Raw genomic sequence first — 21,984 nt, 5'->3', positions numbered from 1 at the left:
CTTTTTTATTGAAGAAATTTTCTGAAAATTACAAAATATACTTGCTATTTTAGAAAAATAGTGTAGAATATAAGAAATAGGTTTTTAGAATAAGGAGTGGAATATGACAGTAACGATTGATTGGGAAAACCTCGGTTTTTCCTATATGAAATTACCTTATCGCTATATTGTTCATTTTAAAAATGGACAATGGAATCAAGGAGAGCTTACAGAGGATGCAACTTTGCATATTTCAGAGTCTTCTCCAAGTCTCCACTATGGACAACAAGCATTTGAAGGTTTGAAAGCTTATCGTACTAAGGATGGCAGTATTCAACTGTTCCGTCCTGATGAAAATGCCAAACGCTTGCAACGTACATGTGACCGTCTCTTGATGCCACAAGTTCCTACAGACATGTTTGTAGAAGCTTGTAAAGCAGTTGTCCGTGCCAATGAAGAATACGTACCACCATACGGAACAGGTGGAACCCTTTATCTTCGTCCACTTTTGATTGGTGTTGGAGATATTATCGGGGTAAAACCAGCAGAGGAATACATTTTTACCATCTTTGCTATGCCAGTTGGAAATTACTTTAAGGGTGGGTTGGTTCCAACCAACTTCTTGATTCAGGATGAATACGACCGTGCTGCTCCAAATGGTACAGGTGCGGCTAAGGTTGGTGGGAACTATGCTGCAAGTCTCTTGCCAGGGAAATTGGCCAAGTCACGCCACTTCTCAGATGTTATCTATCTAGACCCATCAACTCATACAAAGATTGAAGAAGTCGGCTCAGCTAACTTCTTTGGAATTACAGCTGACAATGAGTTTGTAACACCATTGAGTCCATCTATCTTGCCATCTATTACTAAGTATTCTTTGCTTTATTTGGCAGAACACCGCTTGGGCTTGACTCCTATTGAGGGGGATATCCCAATTGATAACCTTGACCGTTTTGTAGAGGCAGGTGCCTGTGGTACAGCAGCAGTTATTTCGCCAATTGGTGGAATTCAGCACGGTGATGATTTCCATGTATTCTATAGTGAAACAGAAGTTGGTCCTGTGACTCGTAAACTCTATGATGAATTGACAGGTATTCAGTTTGGTGATATTGAAGCGCCAGAAGGTTGGATTGTAAAAGTAGATTAAAATAAACAAAAGGAGATTTTTGATGAAATCGAAAAAGTGGCTCTTAACAGCAGGAGTAGTCCTGAGCACGACAGCTCTTTTAGTGGCTTGTGGAAAAGCTGATAAAGAAGCAGATGCACCGACAGCATTTTCATATGTCTATGCAGTAGATCCAGCATCCTTGGACTACAGCATAGCAACGCGTACATCCACAACAGATATTATCGGGAATGTCGTTGATGGCTTGATGGAAAACGACCAGTACGGAAATGTTATTCCTTCCTTGGCTGAAGATTGGTCTGTCTCAAAAGATGGGTTGACTTATACCTATAAACTTCGTAAAGGAGTTAAATGGTACACTTCAGAAGGTGAAGAATACGCAGAAGTAACAGCCCATGACTTTGTGACAGGACTAAAACACGTAGCTGACGGCAAGTCAGACGGTGTTTCTCTCATCCAAAATTCAATCAAGGGCTTGGATGCCTACATGACTGGTGAGACGAATGATTTCTCTACAGTTGGTGTTAAGGCCTTGGACGATTACACAGTTGAATATACCCTAAATAAACCAGAAAGCTTCTGGAACTCTAAAGTTACAACAGCAACTATGTTGCCTGTAAATGAAGAGTTTTTGAAGGCATCAGGTAAAGATTATGGAGCAGTTACTCCAGCAGGGATTCTTTACAATGGTCCTTATATCTTGAAGACCTTGACTTCTAAATCGTTAATCGAATACGAGAAAAATCCAAACTACTGGGATAAAGAAAAGGTAAAAATCGAAAAGATCAAATTGACCTACTACGATGGTTCTGATCAGGAATCGTTGATTCGTAGCTTCTCTTCAGGTGCCTATACGACAGCCCGTCTCTTCCCAAGTAGCTCAAACTTTGCTTCAACTTTGGAACAATACGGAGATAAAATCACTTATAGTCCACAGGACTCAAGTAGTTATTACTTCACCTTTAACGTAAATCGTCAGTCATATAATAAAACTGCGAAAACAAGTGAGGAACAAAAGACTTCTACAAAAGAAGCTATGCTAAATAAGGACTTCCGTCAGGCTATCAACTTTGCCTTCAACCGCCATTCTTATGCTGCCCAGCTAAATGGTGAAGACGGTGCGGACAAGATTATTCGTAACAGCCTTGTTCCTGACAACTTTGTGCAAGCAGGTGGTAAAAACTTTGGTCAAATCGCTCAAGCAGAGTTGGTGAACTATGGTGACCAATGGAAAGGTGTTGAGCTAGTTGACGGTAAGGATTCTATCTACAACCCTGACAAGGCTAAAGCTGCTTTCGAAAAAGCTAAGAAAGACTTGGAATCTAAAGGGGTAACTTTCCCAATTCATTTGGATGTCCCAGTTGAGCAAACAGATACCATCGCCGTTCAACAAAGCAACTCTTTCAAACAGTCAATTGAATCAACTCTTGGTGCTGAAAATGTTGTTATCGACGTTCTTCAAATGACAGATAATGAAAAGGAAACAATCACTTCTCAAGCGCGTGTTCCTTCTCAAAAAGACTATGATTTGAATAGTACAGGATGGGCTCCAAGCTACCAAGACCCAGCATCTTACTTGAATATCATGGATCCTAAATCAGGTTCTGCCATGAAACACCTTGGTATTACTAAAGGGAAAGATAAGGATGTTGTAGCGAAACTTGGTTTGGACCAATATAAGAAATTATTGGATGATGCCGATTCAGAGACTACAAATCTTGAAGAACGCTATGAAAAATATGCCAAGGCTCAAGCTTGGTTGACAGATAGTTCATTATTGATGCCAACAGCTTCATCTGGTGGTTCTCCAGTTGTAAGTAATGTCGTGCCATTCTCAAAACCATACTCACAAGTTGGTATTAAAGGTGACCCATATATCTTTAAAGGAATGAAATTGCAAAAAGATATCGTTACAACAAAAGAATATGAAGAAGCACTGAAAAAATGGCAAAAAGAAAAATTGGAATCAAACGGTAAGTACCAAAAAGAACTAGAAAAACACATTAAATAAAGCAGAAAACTCTATATCAGACAAGCCTGGTATAGAGTTTTTTCTTGCTAGTTTTAGGATTTTCTTGTAAAATAGAAAAAGTGAAGAGAGGTATGAAATGAGTAAGAAAGATAAAAAAATTGAAATTCAAGTAGCAGATGCCAAGGTTAATGTAGGAAAAGACAGTTTTGAAGGTTATACCTTGACCATTGGTAAAAAAGTTATCGGAGAAATTGCCGAATTAGATGGACAATTTGCCATCATAAAGAATGGGAATGTCGATAGTTTTTATAAAAAATTGGAAAAAGCTGTGGAAATTTTGATTGAAAATTATAATTTAGCAAAATAAGTCTTGTTTTTTTGAAATTTTCATGATATAATAGTCCATGTTGATTGTCGGAGAGATAGCGAAGAGGCTAAACGCGGCGGACTGTAAATCCGCTCCTTCGGGTTCGGGGGTTCGAATCCCTCTCTCTCCATTTCATCAATGGGGTATAGCCAAGCGGTAAGGCAAGGGACTTTGACTCCCTCATGCGTTGGTTCGAATCCAGCTACCCCAGTTCTTAGGTAATGATCAAGATAAAAAGCAAAATATCTTAGGGTATTTTATTTTTATAATTGAAAGACGTGAACGATATGAACATGTCCTTGCGGGTGCTTAGGAAAAAAATTATAAGTATGTCAAGTTTAAGAAAAACTTGATTGTTGGAGGATTTTTTAGATGAACGAATTTGAAGATTTGCTAAATAGCGTTAGCCAAGTTGAGACTGGTGATGTTGTTAGTGCTGAAGTATTGACAGTTGATGCGACTCAAGCTAACGTTGCAATCTCTGGAACTGGTGTTGAAGGTGTCTTGACTCTTCGCGAATTGACAAACGATCGCGATGCAGATATCAATGACTTTGTTAAAGTAGGAGAAGTATTGGATGTTCTTGTACTTCGTCAAGTAGTTGGTAAAGATACTGATACAGTTACATACCTTGTATCTAAAAAACGCCTTGAAGCTCGCAAAGCATGGGACAAACTTGTTGGTCGCGAAGAAGAAGTTGTTACTGTTAAAGGAACTCGTGCCGTTAAAGGTGGACTTTCAGTAGAATTTGAAGGTGTTCGTGGATTTATCCCAGCTTCAATGTTGGATACTCGTTTCGTACGTAACACTGAGCGTTTTGTAGGTCAAGAATTTGATGCTAAAATCAAAGAAGTTGACGCTAAAGAAAACCGCTTCATCCTTTCACGTCGTGAAGTTGTTGAAGCAGCTACAGCAGCAGCTCGTGCTGAAGTATTCGGTAAATTGGCTGTTGGTGATGTTGTAACTGGTAAAGTTGCTCGTATCACAAGCTTCGGTGCTTTCATCGACCTTGGTGGTGTTGACGGATTGGTTCACTTGACTGAATTGTCACACGAACGTAACGTATCACCAAAATCAGTTGTAACTGTTGGTGAAGAAATTGAAGTGAAAATCCTTGATCTTAACGAAGAAGAAGGACGTGTATCACTTTCACTTAAGGCAACAACACCTGGACCATGGGATGGCGTTGAGCAAAAATTGGCTAAAGGTGATGTAGTAGAAGGAACAGTTAAACGTTTGACTGACTTCGGTGCATTTGTTGAAGTATTGCCAGGTATCGATGGACTTGTTCACGTATCACAAATTTCACACAAACGTATTGAAAATCCAAAAGAAGCTCTTAAAGTTGGTCAAGAAGTTCAAGTTAAAGTTCTTGAAGTTAACGCAGATGCAGAGCGCGTATCACTTTCTATTAAAGCTCTTGAAGAGCGTCCAGCTCAAGAAGAAGGACAAAAAGAAGAAAAACGTGCTGCTCGTCCACGTCGTCCAAAACGCCAAGAAAAACGTGATTTCGAACTTCCAGAAACACAAACAGGATTCTCAATGGCTGATTTGTTTGGTGATATCGAACTTTAATCAAATTGAAAATTCACAAAATCCTTTGTTTACTAAACAAGGGATTTTTCTTTTGTCTCTGCTCCTTTTTTGATATAATAGTTCTATGTTAAAATCAGAAAAACAATCACGTTACCAAATGTTAAATGAAGAATTGTCCTTCCTATTGGAAGGCGAAACCAATGTTTTGGCTAATCTTTCCAACGCCAGTGCTCTCATAAAATCACGTTTTCCTAATACCGTATTTGCAGGTTTTTATTTGTTCGATGGAAAGGAATTGGTTTTAGGTCCCTTCCAAGGAGGTGTTTCCTGTATCCGTATTGCACTAGGCAAGGGCGTATGTGGTGAAGCTGCTGAGTTTCAGGAAACAGTCCTGGTTGGTGATGTAAGTACCTATCCCAACTATATTTCTTGTGACAGTCTAGCTAAAAGTGAAATTGTGGTGCCGATGATGAAGAATGGTCAGTTACTTGGAGTTCTGGATCTGGATTCTTCAGAGATTGAGGATTACGATGCAACGGATCGAGATTATTTGGAACAATTTGTCGCGATTTTGCTTGAAAAGACAGAATGGGACTTTACAATGTTTGGGGAAAAATCTTAATGTATCAAGCACTTTATCGAAAATATAGAAGTCAAAACTTCTCCCAGTTGGTTGGTCAAGAAGTTGTGGCTAAGACTCTTAAACAAGCAGTGGAGCAAGAGAAAATAAGTCATGCTTATCTTTTTTCTGGTCCACGGGGAACGGGAAAAACCAGTGTAGCTAAGATTTTTGCCAAAGCTATGAACTGTCCAAATCAAGTGGGTGGTGAACCTTGTAATAACTGCTATATTTGCCAAGCAGTGACAGATGGTAGTTTAGAAGATGTCATTGAAATGGATGCGGCTTCTAATAATGGGGTAGATGAAATTCGCGAAATTCGTGATAAATCTACCTATGCGCCTAGCCTTGCTCGTTATAAGGTTTATATCATAGATGAGGTTCACATGCTGTCTACAGGGGCTTTTAATGCCCTCCTAAAGACGCTGGAAGAGCCAACACAGAATGTGGTCTTTATTTTGGCTACTACTGAATTGCACAAGATTCCTGCCACTATTCTATCCCGTGTGCAACGTTTTGAGTTTAAATCGATTAAGACACAGGATATTAAGGAACATATCCGCTATATCTTAGAAAAAGAAAATATCAGTTCTGAACCAGAGGCTGTGGAAATCATTGCCAGACGGGCTGAAGGTGGAATGCGAGATGCCTTGTCTATTTTAGATCAAGCCCTGAGTTTGACACAGGGAAACGAGTTGACGACTGCCATCTCTGAAGAAATTACTGGTACCATTAGTCTATCAGCCTTGGATGATTATGTGGCTTCCTTGTCTCAACAGGATGTTCCCAAAGCCTTAGCTTGCTTAAATCTTCTCTTTGAGAATGGTAAGAGCATGACTCGTTTTGTGACCGACCTTTTGCACTATTTAAGAGACTTGTTAATTGTTCAAACAGGGGGAGAAAACACTCATCATAGTCCAGTCTTTGTAGAAAATTTGGCACTTCCTCAGGAAAATCTGTTTGAAATGATTCGCTTGGCGACAGTGAGTTTAGCAGATATTAAGTCTAGTTTGCAGCCCAAGATTTATGCTGAGATGATGACTATTCGTTTAGCGGAAATCAAGCCTGAACCAGCTCTTTCAGGGGCGGTTGAGCATGAAATTGCTGCACTGAGACAGGAAGTTGCCCGTCTCAAACAAGAACTCGCCAATGTGGGAAACGTATCTAAGCCAACAAATCCAGTTCCTAGTCGTCCAGCAGCGGGCAAGACCGTCTATCGTGTGGATCGTAATAAAGTACAATCTATCTTACAAGAGGCCGTCGAAAATCCTGATTTAGCACGTCAAAATCTGATTCGCTTGCAGAATGCCTGGGGAGAGGTGATTGAAAGTCTTGGAGGTCCTGATAAGGCTCTGCTAGTTGGTTCTCAACCAGTTGCGGCCAATGAACACCATGCTATTCTTGCTTTTGAATCTAACTTCAATGCTGGTCAAACCATGAAACGAGACAATCTCAACACCATGTTTGGTAACATCCTCAGTCAGTCAGCAGGTTTTTCACCCGAAATTTTAGCCATTTCCATGGAGGAATGGAAAGAAGTTCGCGCAGCCTTTTCAGCCAAAGCCAAATCTTTTCAAACTGAAAAAGAAGCAGAAGAAAGCCTGATTCCAGAAGGATTTGAATTTTTGGCTGATAAAGTGAAGGTAGAGGAAGACTAAAGAGAGATTTCATGATACAATAAGTTTATGAATAGACAACAATTTATTATCATCGCGCTGTTTACAGCTGCTGAGACCTATTTTTTCAATGAAGCTTGGATGACTGGTCGTTATATTATGGCAGCCTTTTGGGCCATTTTGCTCTTTAGAAATTTCCGAGTTAGTTACTTGATGGGCAAAATTGTAGATGTCATTGACCAGCATTTAAAAGGAAAAGACTAGTCCTCAGCTTCTAGACAAAATCAAAGCCTTTTAGGCTTTTTTTTGTTATACTATAAAAGTATATTTATTGACCTTTTACCGTATTTTCTAGGGAAATCAAGTATGTTTCTAGTGAGCACTGGTAAAGGTCTTGAAAAAGAAAGGAACTATCATGTCAGTATTAGAGATCAAAGATCTTCACGTTGAGATTGAAGGAAAAGAAATTTTAAAAGGGGTTAACCTAACCCTGAAAACAGGAGAAATCGCCGCTATCATGGGACCAAATGGTACAGGTAAATCGACTCTTTCTGCAGCTATCATGGGAAATCCAAACTATGAAGTTACCAAAGGTGAAGTCTTGTTTGATGGCGTAAACATCCTTGAGTTGGAAGTTGACGAGCGTGCGCGTATGGGACTTTTCCTTGCTATGCAATACCCATCAGAAATTCCTGGAATTACCAATGCTGAGTTTCTTCGTGCAGCTATGAATGCTGGTAAAGAAGACGATGAGAAGATTTCAGTTCGTGAGTTTATCACTAAACTAGACGAGAAGATGGAATTGCTCAACATGAAAGAAGAAATGGCTGAGCGTTACCTCAACGAAGGTTTCTCTGGTGGTGAGAAAAAACGAAATGAAATTCTTCAACTTTTGATGTTGGAACCAACTTTTGCCCTTTTGGATGAGATTGATTCAGGTCTTGATATTGACGCTCTTAAAGTTGTATCGAAAGGTGTCAATGCCATGCGTGGTGAAGGTTTTGGTGCTATGATTATCACTCACTACCAACGTCTCTTGAACTATATCACACCAGATGTGGTACACGTGATGATGGAAGGTCGTGTTGTCCTTTCTGGTGGTCCAGAATTGGCTGCGCGTTTGGAACGTGAAGGATACGCAAAATTAGCTGAAGAACTTGGCTATGACTACAAGGAAGAATTGTAATTTCCTCGTGTCTTTTAGGAGAAGTAAATGACTAAAGAAAATATTAAACTTTTTTCAGAAATGCACGCTGAACCAAGCTGGTTGGCTGATCTCCGTCAAAAAGCTTTTGACAAGATTGAGACTTTGGAATTACCAGTTATTGAGCGTGTCAAATTCCACCGTTGGAATCTGGGGGATGGAACGATTACAGAAAGCGAGCCATCAGCAAATGTTCCAGATTTCACAGCTTTAGATAATCACTTGAAGTTGGTGCAAGTAGGAACTCAAACAGTTTTTGAACAAACACCAGTTGAGTTAGCTGAACAAGGTGTTATCTTCACAGACTTTCACTCAGCTTTAGAAGAAATTCCAGAGCTTATTGAGGAATTCTTCATGTCATCTGTTAAGTATGACGATGACAAATTAGCAGCCTACCATACTGCTTATTTCAATAGTGGTGCCGTTCTCTACATTCCTGATAACGTGGAAATTGCTGAACCAATCGAAGGAATTTTCTATCAAGACAGCGATAGCGATGTGCCGTTTAACAAACATATCCTGATTATCGCAGGTAAAAATTCTAAGATTAGTTATCTGGAGCGTTTAGAGTCACGCGGTGAAGGAAGTGCCAAAGCAACTGCAAACATTACTGTTGAAGTAATTGCACGTTCTGGTGCTCAAGTGAAGTTTGCTGCTATCGACCGTCTAGGTGAAAACGTTACTGCCTACATTAGCCGTCGTGGTAAATTGGGCAACGATGCAAGTATTGACTGGGCAATCGGTGTCATGAACGAAGGAAACGTCGTTGCTGACTTTGATAGCGACTTGATTGGTAACGGTAGCCATGCGGATCTTAAAGTGGTAGCTCTTTCAAGTGGCCGTCAGGTACAAGGGATTGATACCCGCGTAACAAACTATGGTTGTAACTCCATCGGAAATATCCTACAACATGGGGTTATTCTTGAAAAAGCAACCTTAACCTTCAATGGTATCGGCCACATTATCAAGGGTGCTAAGGGAGCAGATGCCCAACAAGAGAGCCGTGTTCTTATGCTTTCAGACCAAGCGCGTTCGGATGCCAATCCAATTCTTTTGATTGACGAAAATGATGTTACTGCAGGTCACGCAGCTTCTATCGGTCAGGTAGATCCAGAAGATATGTATTACCTCATGAGCCGTGGCTTGGATAAGGCAACTGCAGAACGTTTGGTTGTCCGTGGTTTCCTCGGCTCCGTTATCGTTGAGATTCCAGTCAAAGAAGTTCGCGATGAAATGATTGCAACTATCGAAGAAAAATTGTCAAAACGCTAAGGGGAAGCCTATGTTAGATGTAGAAGCGATTCGCAAGGATTTTCCAATTTTAGACCAGATTGTCAATGATGAACCATTGGTTTATTTGGACAATGCTGCGACGACACAAAAACCACTAGCAGTTCTTGAAACGATTAACCGCTACTATGAGAAGGACAATGCCAATGTTCACCGTGGTGTTCATACCTTGGCAGAGCGTGCGACAGCTTCCTATGAAGCCGCTCGTGAATCCATTCGTAAGTTTATCAATGCAGGCTCTACAAAGGAAGTTCTCTTTACCAGAGGAACGACAACCAGTCTGAACTGGGTAGCACGCTTTGCTGAGGAAATTCTGACTGAGGGAGATCAAGTTTTGATTTCCGTCATGGAACACCATTCCAACATCATTCCTTGGCAGGAAGCCTGCCGTAAGACTGGGGCAGAGCTTGTTTATGTCTATCTTAAGGACGGTGCCTTGGATATGGAGGATTTGCGAGTTAAATTGACTGATAAGGTGAAATTTGTCTCCCTAGCTCATGCCTCAAATGTTCTTGGAGTGGTTAATCCTATCAAGGAAATCACTCAAATAGCCCACCAAGTTGGAGCCATCATGGTAGTTGATGGAGCACAATCTACGCCTCATATGAAGATTGATGTCCAGGACTTGGATGTGGACTTCTTTGCCTTTTCAGGTCACAAGATGGCTGGTCCAACTGGTATCGGTGTTCTTTACGGCAAAGAAAAGTATCTGGAACAAATGTCACCAGTTGAATTTGGCGGCGAAATGATTGATTTCGTTTATGAACAATCTGCTAGTTGGAAGGAATTGCCTTGGAAATTCGAGGCTGGAACTCCTAACATGGCTGGTGCAATCGGACTTGCTGCTGTAGTTGATTATCTGGAAAAGATTGGTATGGATGCCATTGAAGCCCATGAACAGGAATTGATCGCCTATGTCTATCCAAAATTGCAGGCGATTGAAGGATTGACTATTTACGGTTCTCAGGACTTGACTCAACGTTCAGGTGTCATTGCTTTTAACCTAGGCGACCTTCATCCTCACGACCTTGCGACTGCTTTGGATTATGAAGGAGTGGCTGTTCGTGCAGGTCACCATTGTGCGCAACCCTTGCTCCAGTATTTGGGTGTTCCAGCAACAGCTCGTGCAAGTTTTTATATCTACAATACCAAGGCAGATTGCGACAAGCTAGTTGATGCCTTACAAAAGACAAAGGAGTTTTTCAATGGCACTTTCTAAACTAGATAGCCTTTATATGGCAGTGGTAGCGGACCATTCGAAAAATCCACATCACCAAGGGAAGTTGGAAGATGCTGAACAAATCAGTCTCAACAATCCGACCTGTGGCGATGTTATCAATCTCTCTGTCAAGTTTGATGTAAATGACCGTTTGGAAGATATCGCTTTTCTAAACTCAGGTTGTACCATCTCAACTGCCTCTGCTAGCATGATGACAGATGCAGTTTTAGGAAAAACCAAGCAAGAAATCTTAGAACTTGCGACCATTTTTTCTGAAATGGTTCAAGGGCAAAAAGATGACAGACAAGATAGTCTTGGTGATGCAGCTTTCTTGTCAGGTGTTGCCAAATTCCCTCAACGAATCAAGTGTGCGACCCTAGCTTGGAACGCCCTGAAGAAAACAATTGAAAATCAAGAAAACAAGTAAGGCAAGTTTCTTTTGTCTTATGAATCAGTAGAAATGAAGAATGAAAGAAAGGATATTATGGCTGAAGAAAGAGTAGAACCAAAACCAATTGATCTTGGTGAATATAAATTTGGTTTCCATGATGATGTAGAGCCTGTCCTATCGACAGGAAAAGGATTGAATGAAGATGTCATTCGTGAACTATCAGCTGCCAAGGGAGAACCTGAGTGGATGTTAGAATTCCGTTTGAAGTCTTATGAAACCTTCAAAAAAATGCCCATGCAAACTTGGGGAGCAGACTTGTCAGAGATTGATTTTGATGACTTGATCTACTACCAAAAACCATCTGATAAACCAGCTCGTTCCTGGGATGACGTTCCTGAAAAAATCAAAGAAACCTTTGAACGTATCGGGATTCCAGAAGCTGAGCGTGCTTATCTAGCCGGTGCCTCTGCCCAGTACGAGTCAGAAGTGGTTTACCACAACATGAAGGAAGAATTTGAGAAGTTAGGTATCATCTTTACAGATACGGATTCTGCTCTTAAAGAATACCCAGACTTGTTTAAACAATACTTTGCCAAGTTGGTACCACCAACAGATAACAAGTTGGCTGCCCTTAACTCAGCAGTATGGTCAGGTGGAACTTTTATCTACGTACCAAAAGGGGTCAAAGTGGATATTCCTCTTCAAACCTACTTCCGTATCAACAACGAAAATACAGGTCAGTTTGAACGTACCTTGATTATCGTTGATGAGGGAGCAAGTGTCCACTACGTAGAGGGCTGTACAGCGCCAACTTATTCAAGCAACAGCTTGCATGCTGCCATCGTAGAAATTTTTGCCTTGGATGGTGCTTATATGCGTTATACAACCATCCAAAACTGGTCTGATAACGTCTATAACTTGGTAACAAAGCGTGCTAAGGCTCAAAAGGATGCCACGGTTGAATGGATTGATGGAAACTTGGGTGCCAAGACAACTATGAAATATCCATCTGTTTACCTAGATGGAGAAGGGGCGCGTGGGACCATGCTTTCGATCGCCTTTGCCAATGCAGGACAACACCAAGATACGGGTGCTAAGATGATCCACAACGCTCCACATACTAGCTCATCTATCGTGTCTAAATCCATCGCTAAAGGCGGAGGAAAGGTTGACTATCGTGGACAAGTAACCTTTAACAAGAACTCTAAGAAATCTGTTTCTCACATTGAGTGTGATACCATTATTATGGATGACTTGTCAGCATCAGATACTATTCCATTTAATGAAATTCATAACTCGCAAGTCGCTTTGGAACATGAAGCTAAGGTTTCTAAGATTTCAGAAGAGCAACTCTATTACCTCATGAGCCGTGGATTGTCAGAATCAGAAGCGACAGAAATGATTGTCATGGGATTTGTGGAGCCCTTCACAAAAGAACTTCCAATGGAGTATGCTGTTGAGCTGAACCGCTTGATTAGCTATGAAATGGAAGGATCAGTCGGATAAAATTTGATTTTAGATTTACTAAAAATCAAGGACTTTGAAGATGAACTTGTAATAAAAAATCGCGATTTTAAACCGCGATTTTTTTATAATTTCTCATTAACAAATCGGATAAACTGATTCCACCAAACTTTTAAGAAGAAAGCTTTTTCAACTTTCTTTTCTGCTACCATTTCGAAACTAGGGCGCTCTGTGGTGATGTAACCTTGACCGATCAAGTCCTTGTCTTCGTAAGTCAGATGGCCAACCACTGTTCCAGCTTCAAGTGGTGCTGGGATTGTTTTAGAATCGGGAGTGAATTGAACAGATTGGGAAGATTGGTTCCCAACACGTTCAATTAGATAGATATCCTCTGGGGCCACTGCAGTGACCGTATCTTCTTTTCCATCTTGTACAGGGGCTTTGCTATCTTGATAGGCATCGCCTTGCTGAACGATTTTGCGAAGTGTAAATGTAGAAGAAATATAATCCATTAGTGAAGATGTAGCTGTAAATCGAGCGTAAGGATTATTGTCTTGATGATCTGCATTTAAAACAACTGTGATGACTCTCATGCCTTTTTCGACAGTAGTACCAACAAAAGACTCTCCAGCCTTATCTGTTGTTCCTGTTTTTAGCCCATCAAAACCACCACGGTAAGCAGGCATACCTTCTAACATGTAGTTGGTTGAAGTGATTGTCATCCCAGCAAAAGTAGAAGAAGGTTTTTTGGTGATTTCTAAGACTTGTGGGTATTTTTTGATGAGGTTGCGGGCAACGATGGCAACATCATAAGCACTGAGCTTATTTTCATCATCTTTATTAGATCCTGGGTAAATGTTATCCCCTAGAGTCTCATTGTTAAGACCAGTTGTATTGACAACCGTGGCATCATTGATTCCCCATTCCAGGAGTTTGGCACGCATCATATCGACGAAGTCTTTCTCTGAGCCAGCAATTTTCTCAGCTAGGGCAATAGCGGCACTGTTGGCACTAGATACCAGAGTTGCTTCAAGCAACTCTTCGACAGTATAATTACGGGCCTCCATAGGAACATTACTGGCTTCAGAATTTGTCGTCAATTGATAAGGATAATCAGAAATATCTACTGGGGTGGATAGTGTGATACTTCCATTTTCCAGAGCTTCATAGACTAGATAAACAGTAATCAATTTTGTTATGGAAGCAATTTCGACAGGTTGCGTTGCATCCTTCTCATAGAGAATTTTACCAGTATTTGCCTCAACAGCAATGGCATGTTTTGCAGCAATATTAAAATCTTGAGCAGCAACAGTAGAAGCACCTCCTAAAAGGGAGACAGTTAATAAAGTTAAAAATATTTTTTTCATAGTAGTCTTATTCTATCATAAAGAAAAAAAATATTCTTGCTTTAATAATTCATCCGTTAAGCTTTTTGAAAATATGGTAAAATAGAGTGAGGGAGGTAACTCATGTTTCGTAGAAATAAATTATTTTTTTGGACCACAGAAATTTTACTCTTAACAATCATCTTTTACCTATGGAGACAGATGGGGTCTTTGATTAACCCTTTTGTTAGCGTGCTTAATACAATTATGATTCCATTTTTATTAGGGGGCTTTCTTTATTATTTGACAAACCCTATTGTTACTTTCTTAAATAAAGTCTGTAAACTCAATCGTTTGCTTGGTATTTTAATTACCTTGTGTGCTTTGGTCTGGGGAATGGTCATAGGTGTTGTCTATCTCTTACCTATTTTGATTAATCAGTTATCTAGCTTGATTATATCTAGTCAAACTATTTATAGTCGAGTACAAGACTTAATCATAGACTTATCTAATTATCCTGCGCTCCAGAATTTGGATGTAGAAGCTACAATTCAGCAGTTAAACTTATCCTATGTTGATATTCTTCAGAATATCCTAAATAGCGTATCAAATAGTGTGGGGAGCGTCTTGTCAGCTCTTATCAGTACTGTTTTGATTTTGATTATGACTCCGGTTTTTTTGGTTTATTTCCTATTAGATGGACATAAATTCTTGCCCATGCTTGAAAGAACGATTCTAAAGAGGGATCGCTTGCATATTGCAGGTCTCTTAAAGAATTTAAATGCGACGATTGCTCGCTATATTAGTGGAGTTTCGATTGACGCAATCATTATAGGTTGTTTGGCTTATATTGGCTATAGTATTATTGGTTTAAAATATGCTTTAGTTTTTGCTATTTTTTCTGGTGTAGCCAATTTAATTCCTTATGTGGGGCCAAGTATTGGTTTGATTCCTATGATCATCGCAAATATATTCACTGATCCCCATAGAATGCTGATTGCAGTGATTTATATGCTTGTTGTTCAGCAGGTAGATGGTAATATCTTATATCCTCGAATCGTAGGAAGTGTTATGAAGGTTCATCCAATCACGATTTTGGTTTTACTTTTGTTGTCAAGCAATATCTATGGTGTAGTTGGAATGATTGTCGCAGTGCCGACCTATTCTATCTTAAAAGAAATTTCTAAGTTCTTATCCCGTTTGTATGAAAATCATAAAATAATGAAAGAACGAGAAAGAGAATTAGCTAAGTAAAACTCAGGAGAACCCTGATTTTTCTTTACTGGAAGTGGCCTTTAGATTAGAAGATTGAAAATAAGTTAAAGTCCTAAACTAATTTTCACAGCTAAGAATAGTAGAAGTTAATCTGATAAAAATCGAAAAACCAGTGGAATTCCGTGTCAGGATAAGTTCCACTGGTTTTCATAGTCTATTAAAGTTTGAATGGAACCTATTTATTTTAGTTTAATAAGTGAAAATTATTCCGAATAATATAAGGATTTATTTTATAGTTTTTAAACTCAAATGAATTGAAACAAAGAGAGTAGGAAAATTCTCATCTGAAAGTATTTTAGAATAATTTTCTTAGTGAATTTCTTCAAAACAGATAGCTTTATCTTAGGTATGTGTTAATTGGATTTTGTAAACTCTATTCACAATCGTAAAGTTATGCACTGAGAAAGTTGTAGTTAGTCTCCCAGTTTGCTAAATTTCTCGAATAGTATCTTTTTTAGGTACGTGATTTCCTTTTTGCATTTTTGTGTTAGATAAGGTATAATGGTTTTATTGTCTTTTGGGGTCGTTACGGATTCGACAGGCATTATGAGGCATATTTTGCGACTCGTGTGGCGACGTAAACGCTCAGTTAAATATAACTGCAAAAAATAACACTTCTTACGCTCTAGCTGCCTAAAAACCAGCAGGCGTGACCCGATTTGGATTGCTCGTGTTCAATGACAGGTCTTATTATTAGCGAGATACGATCAAGTCTCGTCTAGCGGCTTGATAAGAGATTGATAGACTCGCAGTTTCTAGGCTTGAGTTATGTGTCGAGGGACTGTTAAACTAATACATAACCTATGGTTGTAGACAAATATGTTGGCAGGTGTTTGGACGTGGGTTCGACTCCCACCGGCTCCATTGATAATTTACATTGTTTTGTAAATCTTTCTAAAACGTTGTTTTTACAACGTTTTTTATTTTATTCTTTGGTATTCTTTTGCAAAAAAAGAATACAACATTTTGTTGTATCCTAAATATTAAATCAAGTCCTGAATTTTCTTAAGTTTTTATCATATTTTCTGTTATAATTAAGGTGCCTTAAGAAAAATAATGAAAAAACTAAATGTTTTTCATATAGTTTTCATTTTTTGTGTTATAATTAAGGTGCCTTAAGAAAAATATTAATGTGCCTTAAGAAAAATATTAATGTGCCTTAAGAAAAATAATGAAAAAACTAAATGTTTTTCATATAGTTTTCATTGTTTTAATAGTTTAAAGTCAATCTTATTTTTCTCTAATAGAAAATAATGAAAAAGTAGGTTTAGAAAGAGGTAAGTATCTATGTCTTCTCATAAAAAAGTGTCACTCTCTGAGATTAATCAATCTATCGATACTCCAAATAACAATCATTTCTGGCAAAATTTAAAGGCCTTTTTAGGTCCGGGTGCTCTTGTCGCAGTTGGTTATATGGATCCAGGAAACTGGATTACCAGTGTAGTCGGTGGTGCTTCCTATAAGTATAGTCTCTTGTTTGTTATCTTGATTTCATCTCTCATTGCCATGCAACTTCAGCAGATGGCAGGAAAGCTTGGTATTGTAACCCAGATGGACCTGGCTCAAGCAACGGCTCATCATTCACCTAAATGGCTTCGTTATAGTCTATGGGTGATTTTAGAATTAGCCTTGATGGCGACAGATCTGGCAGAAGTTCTAGGTTCAGCGATTGCTCTCAATCTTCTCTTTAAGATTCCGATTATGATAGCCATCCTCTTGACCGTGTTGGATGTTTTTCTCTTATTGCTTCTGATGAAATTTGGCTTTAAGAAGATTGAAGCTATTGTGACAACACTGATTTTAACCATTCTAGCAATTTTTACCTATCTTGTAGCCTTGTCACATCCAAGCTTCCAAGGAATCGTTGAGGGTTATCTACCGAATGCAACCTTATTTGAAAGTCCTTTGCCAGGGCATGAAAGTCAATTAACCTTGGCACTAGGGATCGTGGGAGCAACTGTTATGCCTCATAACCTCTATTTGCATTCATCCTTGTCACAGACTCGTAAAATCAATCACAAGGACAAAAATGATGTTCGAAAAGCCGTACGCTTTATGACCTGGGATTCTAATCTCGAGTTATCCTTGGCCTTTGTCGTTAACTCCCTTCTTTTGATCTTAGGAGCGGCTCTCTTTTTCGGCCATGCATCCGAGATTTCTGCCTTCTCTCAAATGTATAATGCCTTGCAGGATTCTACTATTGCAGGAGCTATAGCTAGCTCGACCTTATCAACCTTGTTTGCCTTGGCTTTATTAGCCAGTGGTCAGAATTCGACAATTACGGGTACCTTGACTGGACAAATCGTTATGGAAGGTTTCTTGCATATGAGATTGCCTCAATGGTTCATTCGTTTGGCGACTCGCCTCTTTGCCTTGCTACCTGTCATGATAGTTGCAGTTCTGTTTGGTCATCAGGAAAAAACCTTGGATCAGTTATTGGTCTATTCACAGGTCTTTCTTTCAATCGCTCTTCCGTTTTCAATCTTCCCTTTGATTTATTTAACTTCTAAGAAATCACTGATGGGCGAATTTACCAATGCTAAATGGAATACCATCCTTGGTTATATTGTTTCCATTATCTTAACAATTCTCAATGTGAAATTGTTATTTGATATTTTCTAAGAAATTCACCCGAGTTATAAAACAAGCATATAAGAAAAAAGATACCCAAGATTTCTTGGGTATCTTTTTTAAAATAAACGGAAGACATGGGATTCGAACCCACGCACGCTGTTACACGCCTACCGCGTTTCCAACACGGCCTCTTAAGCCTCTTGAGTAATCTTCCAATACTTACTCCAATAGTCTACCATAAAGGCTCTTATCTTGCAATAAAAATTCTGGAAATAAGAAAAATGATAGAATTTGAAAGAAAATGATAAAAAATGCTTGACTTTGAAATAAAGTATGATAGAATGAATAGTGTAAACAATAACAGGAGGTGATTCGGTGTTAAAAACAGAGCGGAAGCAACTGATTTTAGAGGAGTTAAATCAACATCGTGTAGTTTCTCTAGAAAAATTAGTTAGTTTGCTAGAAACGTCAGAATCAACGGTTCGAAGAGACTTGGATGAGTTGGAGGTAGAAAACAAGCTTCGTCGCGTGCATGGTGGAGCAGAATTGCCCCACTCCTTGCAGGAAGAAGAAACCATTCAAGAAAAATCTGTCAAAAACCTTCAAGAGAAGAAGTTGCTGGCTCAGAAAGCAGCCTCTCTTATCAAGGAACAAGATGTCATCTTTATCGATGCTGGAACAACGACAGCCTTTTTAATTCATGAATTGGTCAATAAGAATGTTACAGTTGTGACCAACTCCATTCACCATGCAGCTCAGTTGGTTGAAAAGCAGATTCCAACTGTCATGGTTGGAGGAAGTGTCAAGATGGCGACAGATGCGAGCATCGGGGGCGTTGCTCTTAACCAGATTAACCAATTGCACTTTGACCGTGCCTTTATCGGGATGAATGGTGTGGACGATGGCTATTATACGACTCCTGATATGGAGGAGGGAGCTGTGAAGCGTGCTATTTTAGAGAATGCCAAACAGACCTATGTCTTGGTGGATTCGTCTAAGATTGGACAAACTTGCTTTGCAAAGGTAGCACCACTCAAACGCGCTATTGTTATCACAAGTCAAGGGCATGATCTCTTGCAGGTTATTAAGGAGAAAACGGAGGTAATAGAAGTATGATTTATACAGTCACACTCAATCCATCCATTGACTATATCGTTCGTTTGGACCAAGTCCAAGTCGGTAGTGTCAATCGAATGGATAGTGATGATAAGTTTGCTGGAGGGAAAGGAATCAATGTCAGTCGTGTCTTGAAACGCTTGGATATTCCCAATACAGCAACTGGATTTATCGGAGGTTTTACTGGTAAATTTATCACAGATACTTTGGCAGAGGAAGAAATCGAGACACGTTTTGTCCAAGTAGCAGAAGATACTCGCATCAATGTCAAGATTAAAGCAGACCAAGAAACAGAAATCAACGGGACTGGTCCAAATGTGGAACCAGCTCAGCTAGAAGAATTGAAAGCTATTTTATCTAGTTTGACTGCAGAAGATACAGTTGTCTTTGCTGGTTCAAGTGCTAAAAATCTAGGCAATGTTATCTACAAGGATTTGATTGCCTTGACGCGCCAGACGGGTGCGCAAGTCGTTTGTGATTTTGAAGGACAGACCTTGATTGATAGTTTGGACTATCAGCCACTTTTGGTCAAACCAAACAATCATGAACTTGGAGCTATTTTTGGGGTTGAACTCGATAGTTTAGATGAAATTGAAAAATATGCTCGAGAGTTACTGGTTAAGGGTGCTCAAAACGTCATTATCTCTATGGCTGGTGACGGTGCTCTTCTTGTCACATCTGAGGGAGCTTATTTCGCTAAACCAATCAAAGGAACAGTCAAAAATTCTGTCGGAGCTGGCGATTCTATGGTCGCTGGATTTACAGGTGAATTTGTCAAATCAAAAGACGCAGTAGAAGCCTTCAAATGGGGAGTGGCTTGTGGAACGGCAACGACCTTCTCTGATGACTTGGCAACAGCAGAATTTATTAAAGAAACATATGAAAAAGTTGAGGTAGAAAAAAGATGAAAATTCAAGACCTATTGAGAAAAGATGTTATGTTGCTGGATTTGCAGGCAACTGAAAAAACTGCTGTCATCGAAGAGATGATTAAAAGCTTGGTAGACCACGGTTATGTAACAGATTTTGAAACCTTTAAAGAAGGAATTTTGGCGCGTGAAGCTCTCACTTCTACTGGTTTGGGTGACGGAATCGCTATGCCTCACAGCAAAAACTCTGCTGTAAAAGAAGCGACAGTTCTCTTTGCCAAGTCAAACAAGGGTGTTGACTACGAGAGCTTGGATGGACAAGCAACCGACCTCTTCTTCATGATTGCAGCTCCAGAAGGTGCTAATGATACCCACTTGGCTGCCTTGGCAGAATTGTCTCAATACTTGATGAAAGACGGCTTTGCTGATAAACTTCGTCAAGCAACATCAGCTGACCAAGTCATTGAACTTTTTGACCAAGCTTCAGAAAAAACTGAAGAGCCTGTTCAAGTATCTGCCAATGAATCTGCTGACTTTATCGTAGCTGTTACAGCTTGTACAACAGGTATTGCCCACACTTACATGGCCCAAGAAGCCCTTCAGAAAGTGGCTGCTGAAATGGGGGTTGGTATCAAGGTCGAAACCAACGGAGCTAGCGGTGTTGGAAACCAACTAACTGCAGAGGATATCCGCAAGGCTAAAGCTGTTATCATCGCAGCAGACAAGGCAGTTGAAATGGATCGTTTCGATGGCAAACCATTAATCAATCGTCCAGTTGCTGACGGTATCCGTAAGACAGAAGAATTGATTAACTTGGCTCTTTCAGGAGATGCTGAAGTCTACCGTGCTGCTAATGGAGCAGAAGGTGCAACAGCCTCTAACGAAAAACAAAGCCTTGGTGGTGCCTTCTACAAACACTTGATGAGTGGTGTGTCCCAAATGTTGCCATTCGTTATCGGTGGGGGTATCATGATTGCCCTTGCCTTCTTGATTGACGGTGCTTTGGGGGTTCCAAATGAAAATCTTGGCAATCTTGGTTCCTACCATGAACTAGCTTCTATGTTCATGAAAATTGGTGGAGCTGCCTTTGGTTTGATGCTTCCAGTCTTTGCAGGTTATGTTGCCTACTCTATCGCTGAAAAACCAGGTTTGGTAGCAGGTTTCGTGGCTGGTGCTATTGCCAAAGAAGGTTTTGCCTTTGGTAAAATTCCTTATGCCGCAGGTGGTGAAGCAACTTCAACTCTTGCAGGTGTCTCATCTGGTTTCCTAGGTGCCCTTGTTGGTGGATTTATCGCAGGTGCCTTGGTTCTTGCCATCAAGAAATACGTTAAAGTTCCACGTTCACTTGAAGGTGCTAAATCAATTCTTCTTTTGCCACTTCTTGGAACAATATTGACTGGGTTTGTTATGCTAGCTGTTAACATCCCAATGGCAGCAATCAACACTGCTATGAATGACTTCCTAGGCGGTCTTGGAGGAGGTTCAGCTGTCCTTCTTGGTATCGTCCTTGGTGGAATGATGGCTGTCGATATGGGTGGACCAGTTAACAAAGCGGCTTATGTCTTTGGTACAGGTACGCTTGCAGCTACTGTTTCTTCAGGTGGTTCTGTAGCAATGGCAGCAGTTATGGCTGGAGGAATGGTGCCACCACTTGCAATCTTTGTCGCAACTCTTCTTTTCAAAGATAAATTTACTAAGGAAGAACGCAACTCTGGTTTGACAAACATCATCATGGGCTTGTCCTTTATCACTGAGGGAGCAATTCCATTTGGTGCCGCTGACCCAGCTCGTGCGATCCCAAGCTTTATCCTTGGTTCAGCAGTAGCAGGAGGCCTCGTTGGTCTTACTGGTATCAAACTCATGGCGCCACACGGAGGAATCTTCGTTATTGCCCTTACTTCAAATGCCCTCCTTTACCTCGTTGCTGTCTTGGTAGGAGCAATCGTAAGTGGTGTAGTCTATGGTTACCTACGCAAACCACAAGCATAAAACTTAGATAGAAAAATGAAAAGATTGTACCGTTGGGTGCAGTCTTTTTCTCTT

General features: G+C 40.0%; 18 protein-coding genes, 3 tRNA genes and 1 other RNA gene. 20 read left to right on the top strand and 2 right to left on the bottom strand.

What is annotated here, in order from left to right:
* The first annotated feature begins 103 nt into the window (after positions 1-103).
* The 14 genes from OC530_RS01745 to sufB all read left to right on the top strand — a co-directional run bounded on the left by OC530_RS01745 (position 104) and on the right by sufB (position 12,825).
* Positions 104-1,126: a branched-chain amino acid aminotransferase gene (locus OC530_RS01745; protein ID WP_262078984.1), complete on the top strand. Its 1,023-nt coding sequence runs from the start codon at positions 104-106 to the stop codon at positions 1,124-1,126.
* Positions 1,127-1,148: 22 nt separating this feature from the next.
* A complete protein-coding gene (locus OC530_RS01740; protein ID WP_262078982.1) occupies positions 1,149-3,116 on the top strand; it encodes a peptide ABC transporter substrate-binding protein in 1,968 nt (655 codons plus the stop codon).
* A 97-nt stretch (positions 3,117-3,213) separates the two neighbouring features.
* A complete protein-coding gene (locus tag OC530_RS01735; RefSeq protein ID WP_000037113.1) occupies positions 3,214-3,444 on the top strand; it encodes a DUF2969 domain-containing protein in 231 nt (76 codons plus the stop codon).
* A gap of 49 nt (positions 3,445-3,493) precedes the next feature.
* A tRNA-Tyr gene (locus OC530_RS01730) sits at positions 3,494-3,574 on the top strand.
* Positions 3,575-3,583: 9 nt separating this feature from the next.
* A tRNA-Gln gene (locus tag OC530_RS01725) sits at positions 3,584-3,655 on the top strand.
* A 161-nt stretch (positions 3,656-3,816) separates the two neighbouring features.
* Positions 3,817-5,019, top strand: a complete 1,203-nt coding sequence (gene rpsA, locus OC530_RS01720) for a 30S ribosomal protein S1 (RefSeq protein WP_001001631.1) — start codon at positions 3,817-3,819, stop codon at positions 5,017-5,019.
* An 85-nt stretch (positions 5,020-5,104) separates the two neighbouring features.
* On the top strand, positions 5,105-5,602 hold the full coding sequence (locus OC530_RS01715; RefSeq protein ID WP_262078976.1) for a GAF domain-containing protein: 498 nt from the start codon (positions 5,105-5,107) through the stop codon (positions 5,600-5,602).
* The gene (gene dnaX / locus OC530_RS01710; RefSeq protein ID WP_262078974.1) at positions 5,602-7,257 is read left to right on the top strand and encodes a DNA polymerase III subunit gamma/tau; all 1,656 of its coding nucleotides are present in this window, start codon (positions 5,602-5,604) and stop codon (positions 7,255-7,257) included. The genes OC530_RS01715 and dnaX overlap by 1 nt, the downstream gene beginning before the upstream one ends.
* 27 nt (positions 7,258-7,284) lie before the next feature.
* On the top strand, positions 7,285-7,479 hold the full coding sequence (locus tag OC530_RS01705) for a DUF3272 domain-containing protein (protein WP_001081602.1): 195 nt from the start codon (positions 7,285-7,287) through the stop codon (positions 7,477-7,479).
* Between the two features lie 151 nt (positions 7,480-7,630).
* Complete coding sequence (sufC, locus tag OC530_RS01700) at positions 7,631-8,401, top strand: Fe-S cluster assembly ATPase SufC (protein WP_000114489.1); 771 nt, start codon at positions 7,631-7,633, stop codon at positions 8,399-8,401.
* A 27-nt stretch (positions 8,402-8,428) separates the two neighbouring features.
* Positions 8,429-9,691, top strand: a complete 1,263-nt coding sequence (gene sufD / locus OC530_RS01695; protein ID WP_261025856.1) for a Fe-S cluster assembly protein SufD — start codon at positions 8,429-8,431, stop codon at positions 9,689-9,691.
* Between the two features lie 10 nt (positions 9,692-9,701).
* The gene (locus OC530_RS01690) at positions 9,702-10,928 is read left to right on the top strand and encodes a cysteine desulfurase (RefSeq protein WP_262078967.1); all 1,227 of its coding nucleotides are present in this window, start codon (positions 9,702-9,704) and stop codon (positions 10,926-10,928) included.
* Complete coding sequence (gene sufU, locus OC530_RS01685) at positions 10,915-11,355, top strand: Fe-S cluster assembly sulfur transfer protein SufU (RefSeq protein ID WP_173270323.1); 441 nt, start codon at positions 10,915-10,917, stop codon at positions 11,353-11,355. Before OC530_RS01690 ends, sufU begins: the two co-directional genes overlap by 14 nt.
* Before the next feature lie 57 nt (positions 11,356-11,412).
* Positions 11,413-12,825, top strand: coding sequence for a Fe-S cluster assembly protein SufB (gene sufB, locus OC530_RS01680; RefSeq protein WP_000797047.1), 1,413 nt, complete (start codon positions 11,413-11,415; stop codon positions 12,823-12,825).
* Between the two features lie 83 nt (positions 12,826-12,908).
* Here the strand turns inward: sufB and pbp3 are convergent, their stop codons facing one another.
* Positions 12,909-14,150, bottom strand: a complete 1,242-nt coding sequence (pbp3, locus tag OC530_RS01675; RefSeq protein ID WP_262078962.1) for a D-alanyl-D-alanine carboxypeptidase PBP3 — start codon at positions 14,148-14,150, stop codon at positions 12,909-12,911.
* 102 nt (positions 14,151-14,252) lie between these two features.
* Between pbp3 and cozE the strand changes: the two genes are divergently transcribed.
* The 3 genes from cozE to OC530_RS01660 all read left to right on the top strand — a co-directional run bounded on the left by cozE (position 14,253) and on the right by OC530_RS01660 (position 18,005).
* Complete coding sequence (cozE, locus tag OC530_RS01670; RefSeq protein WP_050079225.1) at positions 14,253-15,362, top strand: cell elongation protein CozE; 1,110 nt, start codon at positions 14,253-14,255, stop codon at positions 15,360-15,362.
* Positions 15,363-15,902: 540 nt separating this feature from the next.
* Positions 15,903-16,250, top strand: a transfer-messenger RNA (tmRNA) gene (gene ssrA, locus OC530_RS01665).
* A gap of 420 nt (positions 16,251-16,670) precedes the next feature.
* Positions 16,671-18,005: an Nramp family divalent metal transporter gene (locus OC530_RS01660; RefSeq protein WP_000094595.1), complete on the top strand. Its 1,335-nt coding sequence runs from the start codon at positions 16,671-16,673 to the stop codon at positions 18,003-18,005.
* A gap of 78 nt (positions 18,006-18,083) precedes the next feature.
* Here OC530_RS01660 and OC530_RS01655 read toward each other — a convergent pair.
* Positions 18,084-18,171, bottom strand: a tRNA-Ser gene (locus OC530_RS01655).
* Positions 18,172-18,332: 161 nt separating this feature from the next.
* On the opposite strand from OC530_RS01655, the gene OC530_RS01650 reads away from it, so the two are divergent.
* From OC530_RS01650 to OC530_RS01640, 3 genes are read left to right on the top strand one after another with little or no spacing between them, the layout of a single operon-like run.
* Positions 18,333-19,073 (top strand): DeoR/GlpR family DNA-binding transcription regulator, encoded by a 741-nt coding sequence (locus OC530_RS01650; RefSeq protein ID WP_173229206.1) that lies wholly within the window; start codon positions 18,333-18,335, stop codon positions 19,071-19,073.
* A complete protein-coding gene (gene pfkB, locus OC530_RS01645; RefSeq protein ID WP_173229204.1) occupies positions 19,070-19,981 on the top strand; it encodes a 1-phosphofructokinase in 912 nt (303 codons plus the stop codon). The genes OC530_RS01650 and pfkB overlap by 4 nt, the downstream gene beginning before the upstream one ends.
* Positions 19,978-21,930 (top strand): fructose-specific PTS transporter subunit EIIC, encoded by a 1,953-nt coding sequence (locus tag OC530_RS01640; RefSeq protein WP_262078957.1) that lies wholly within the window; start codon positions 19,978-19,980, stop codon positions 21,928-21,930. The genes pfkB and OC530_RS01640 overlap by 4 nt, the downstream gene beginning before the upstream one ends.
* The last annotated feature ends 54 nt before the right edge of the window (positions 21,931-21,984 follow it).

The organism is Streptococcus sp. Marseille-Q5619 (genome assembly GCF_946901205.1).
Lineage (GTDB): Bacteria > Bacillota > Bacilli > Lactobacillales > Streptococcaceae > Streptococcus.
Note: the sequence above shows the minus strand (reverse complement) of the source record. Positions and strands in the feature narration are given on the sequence as shown.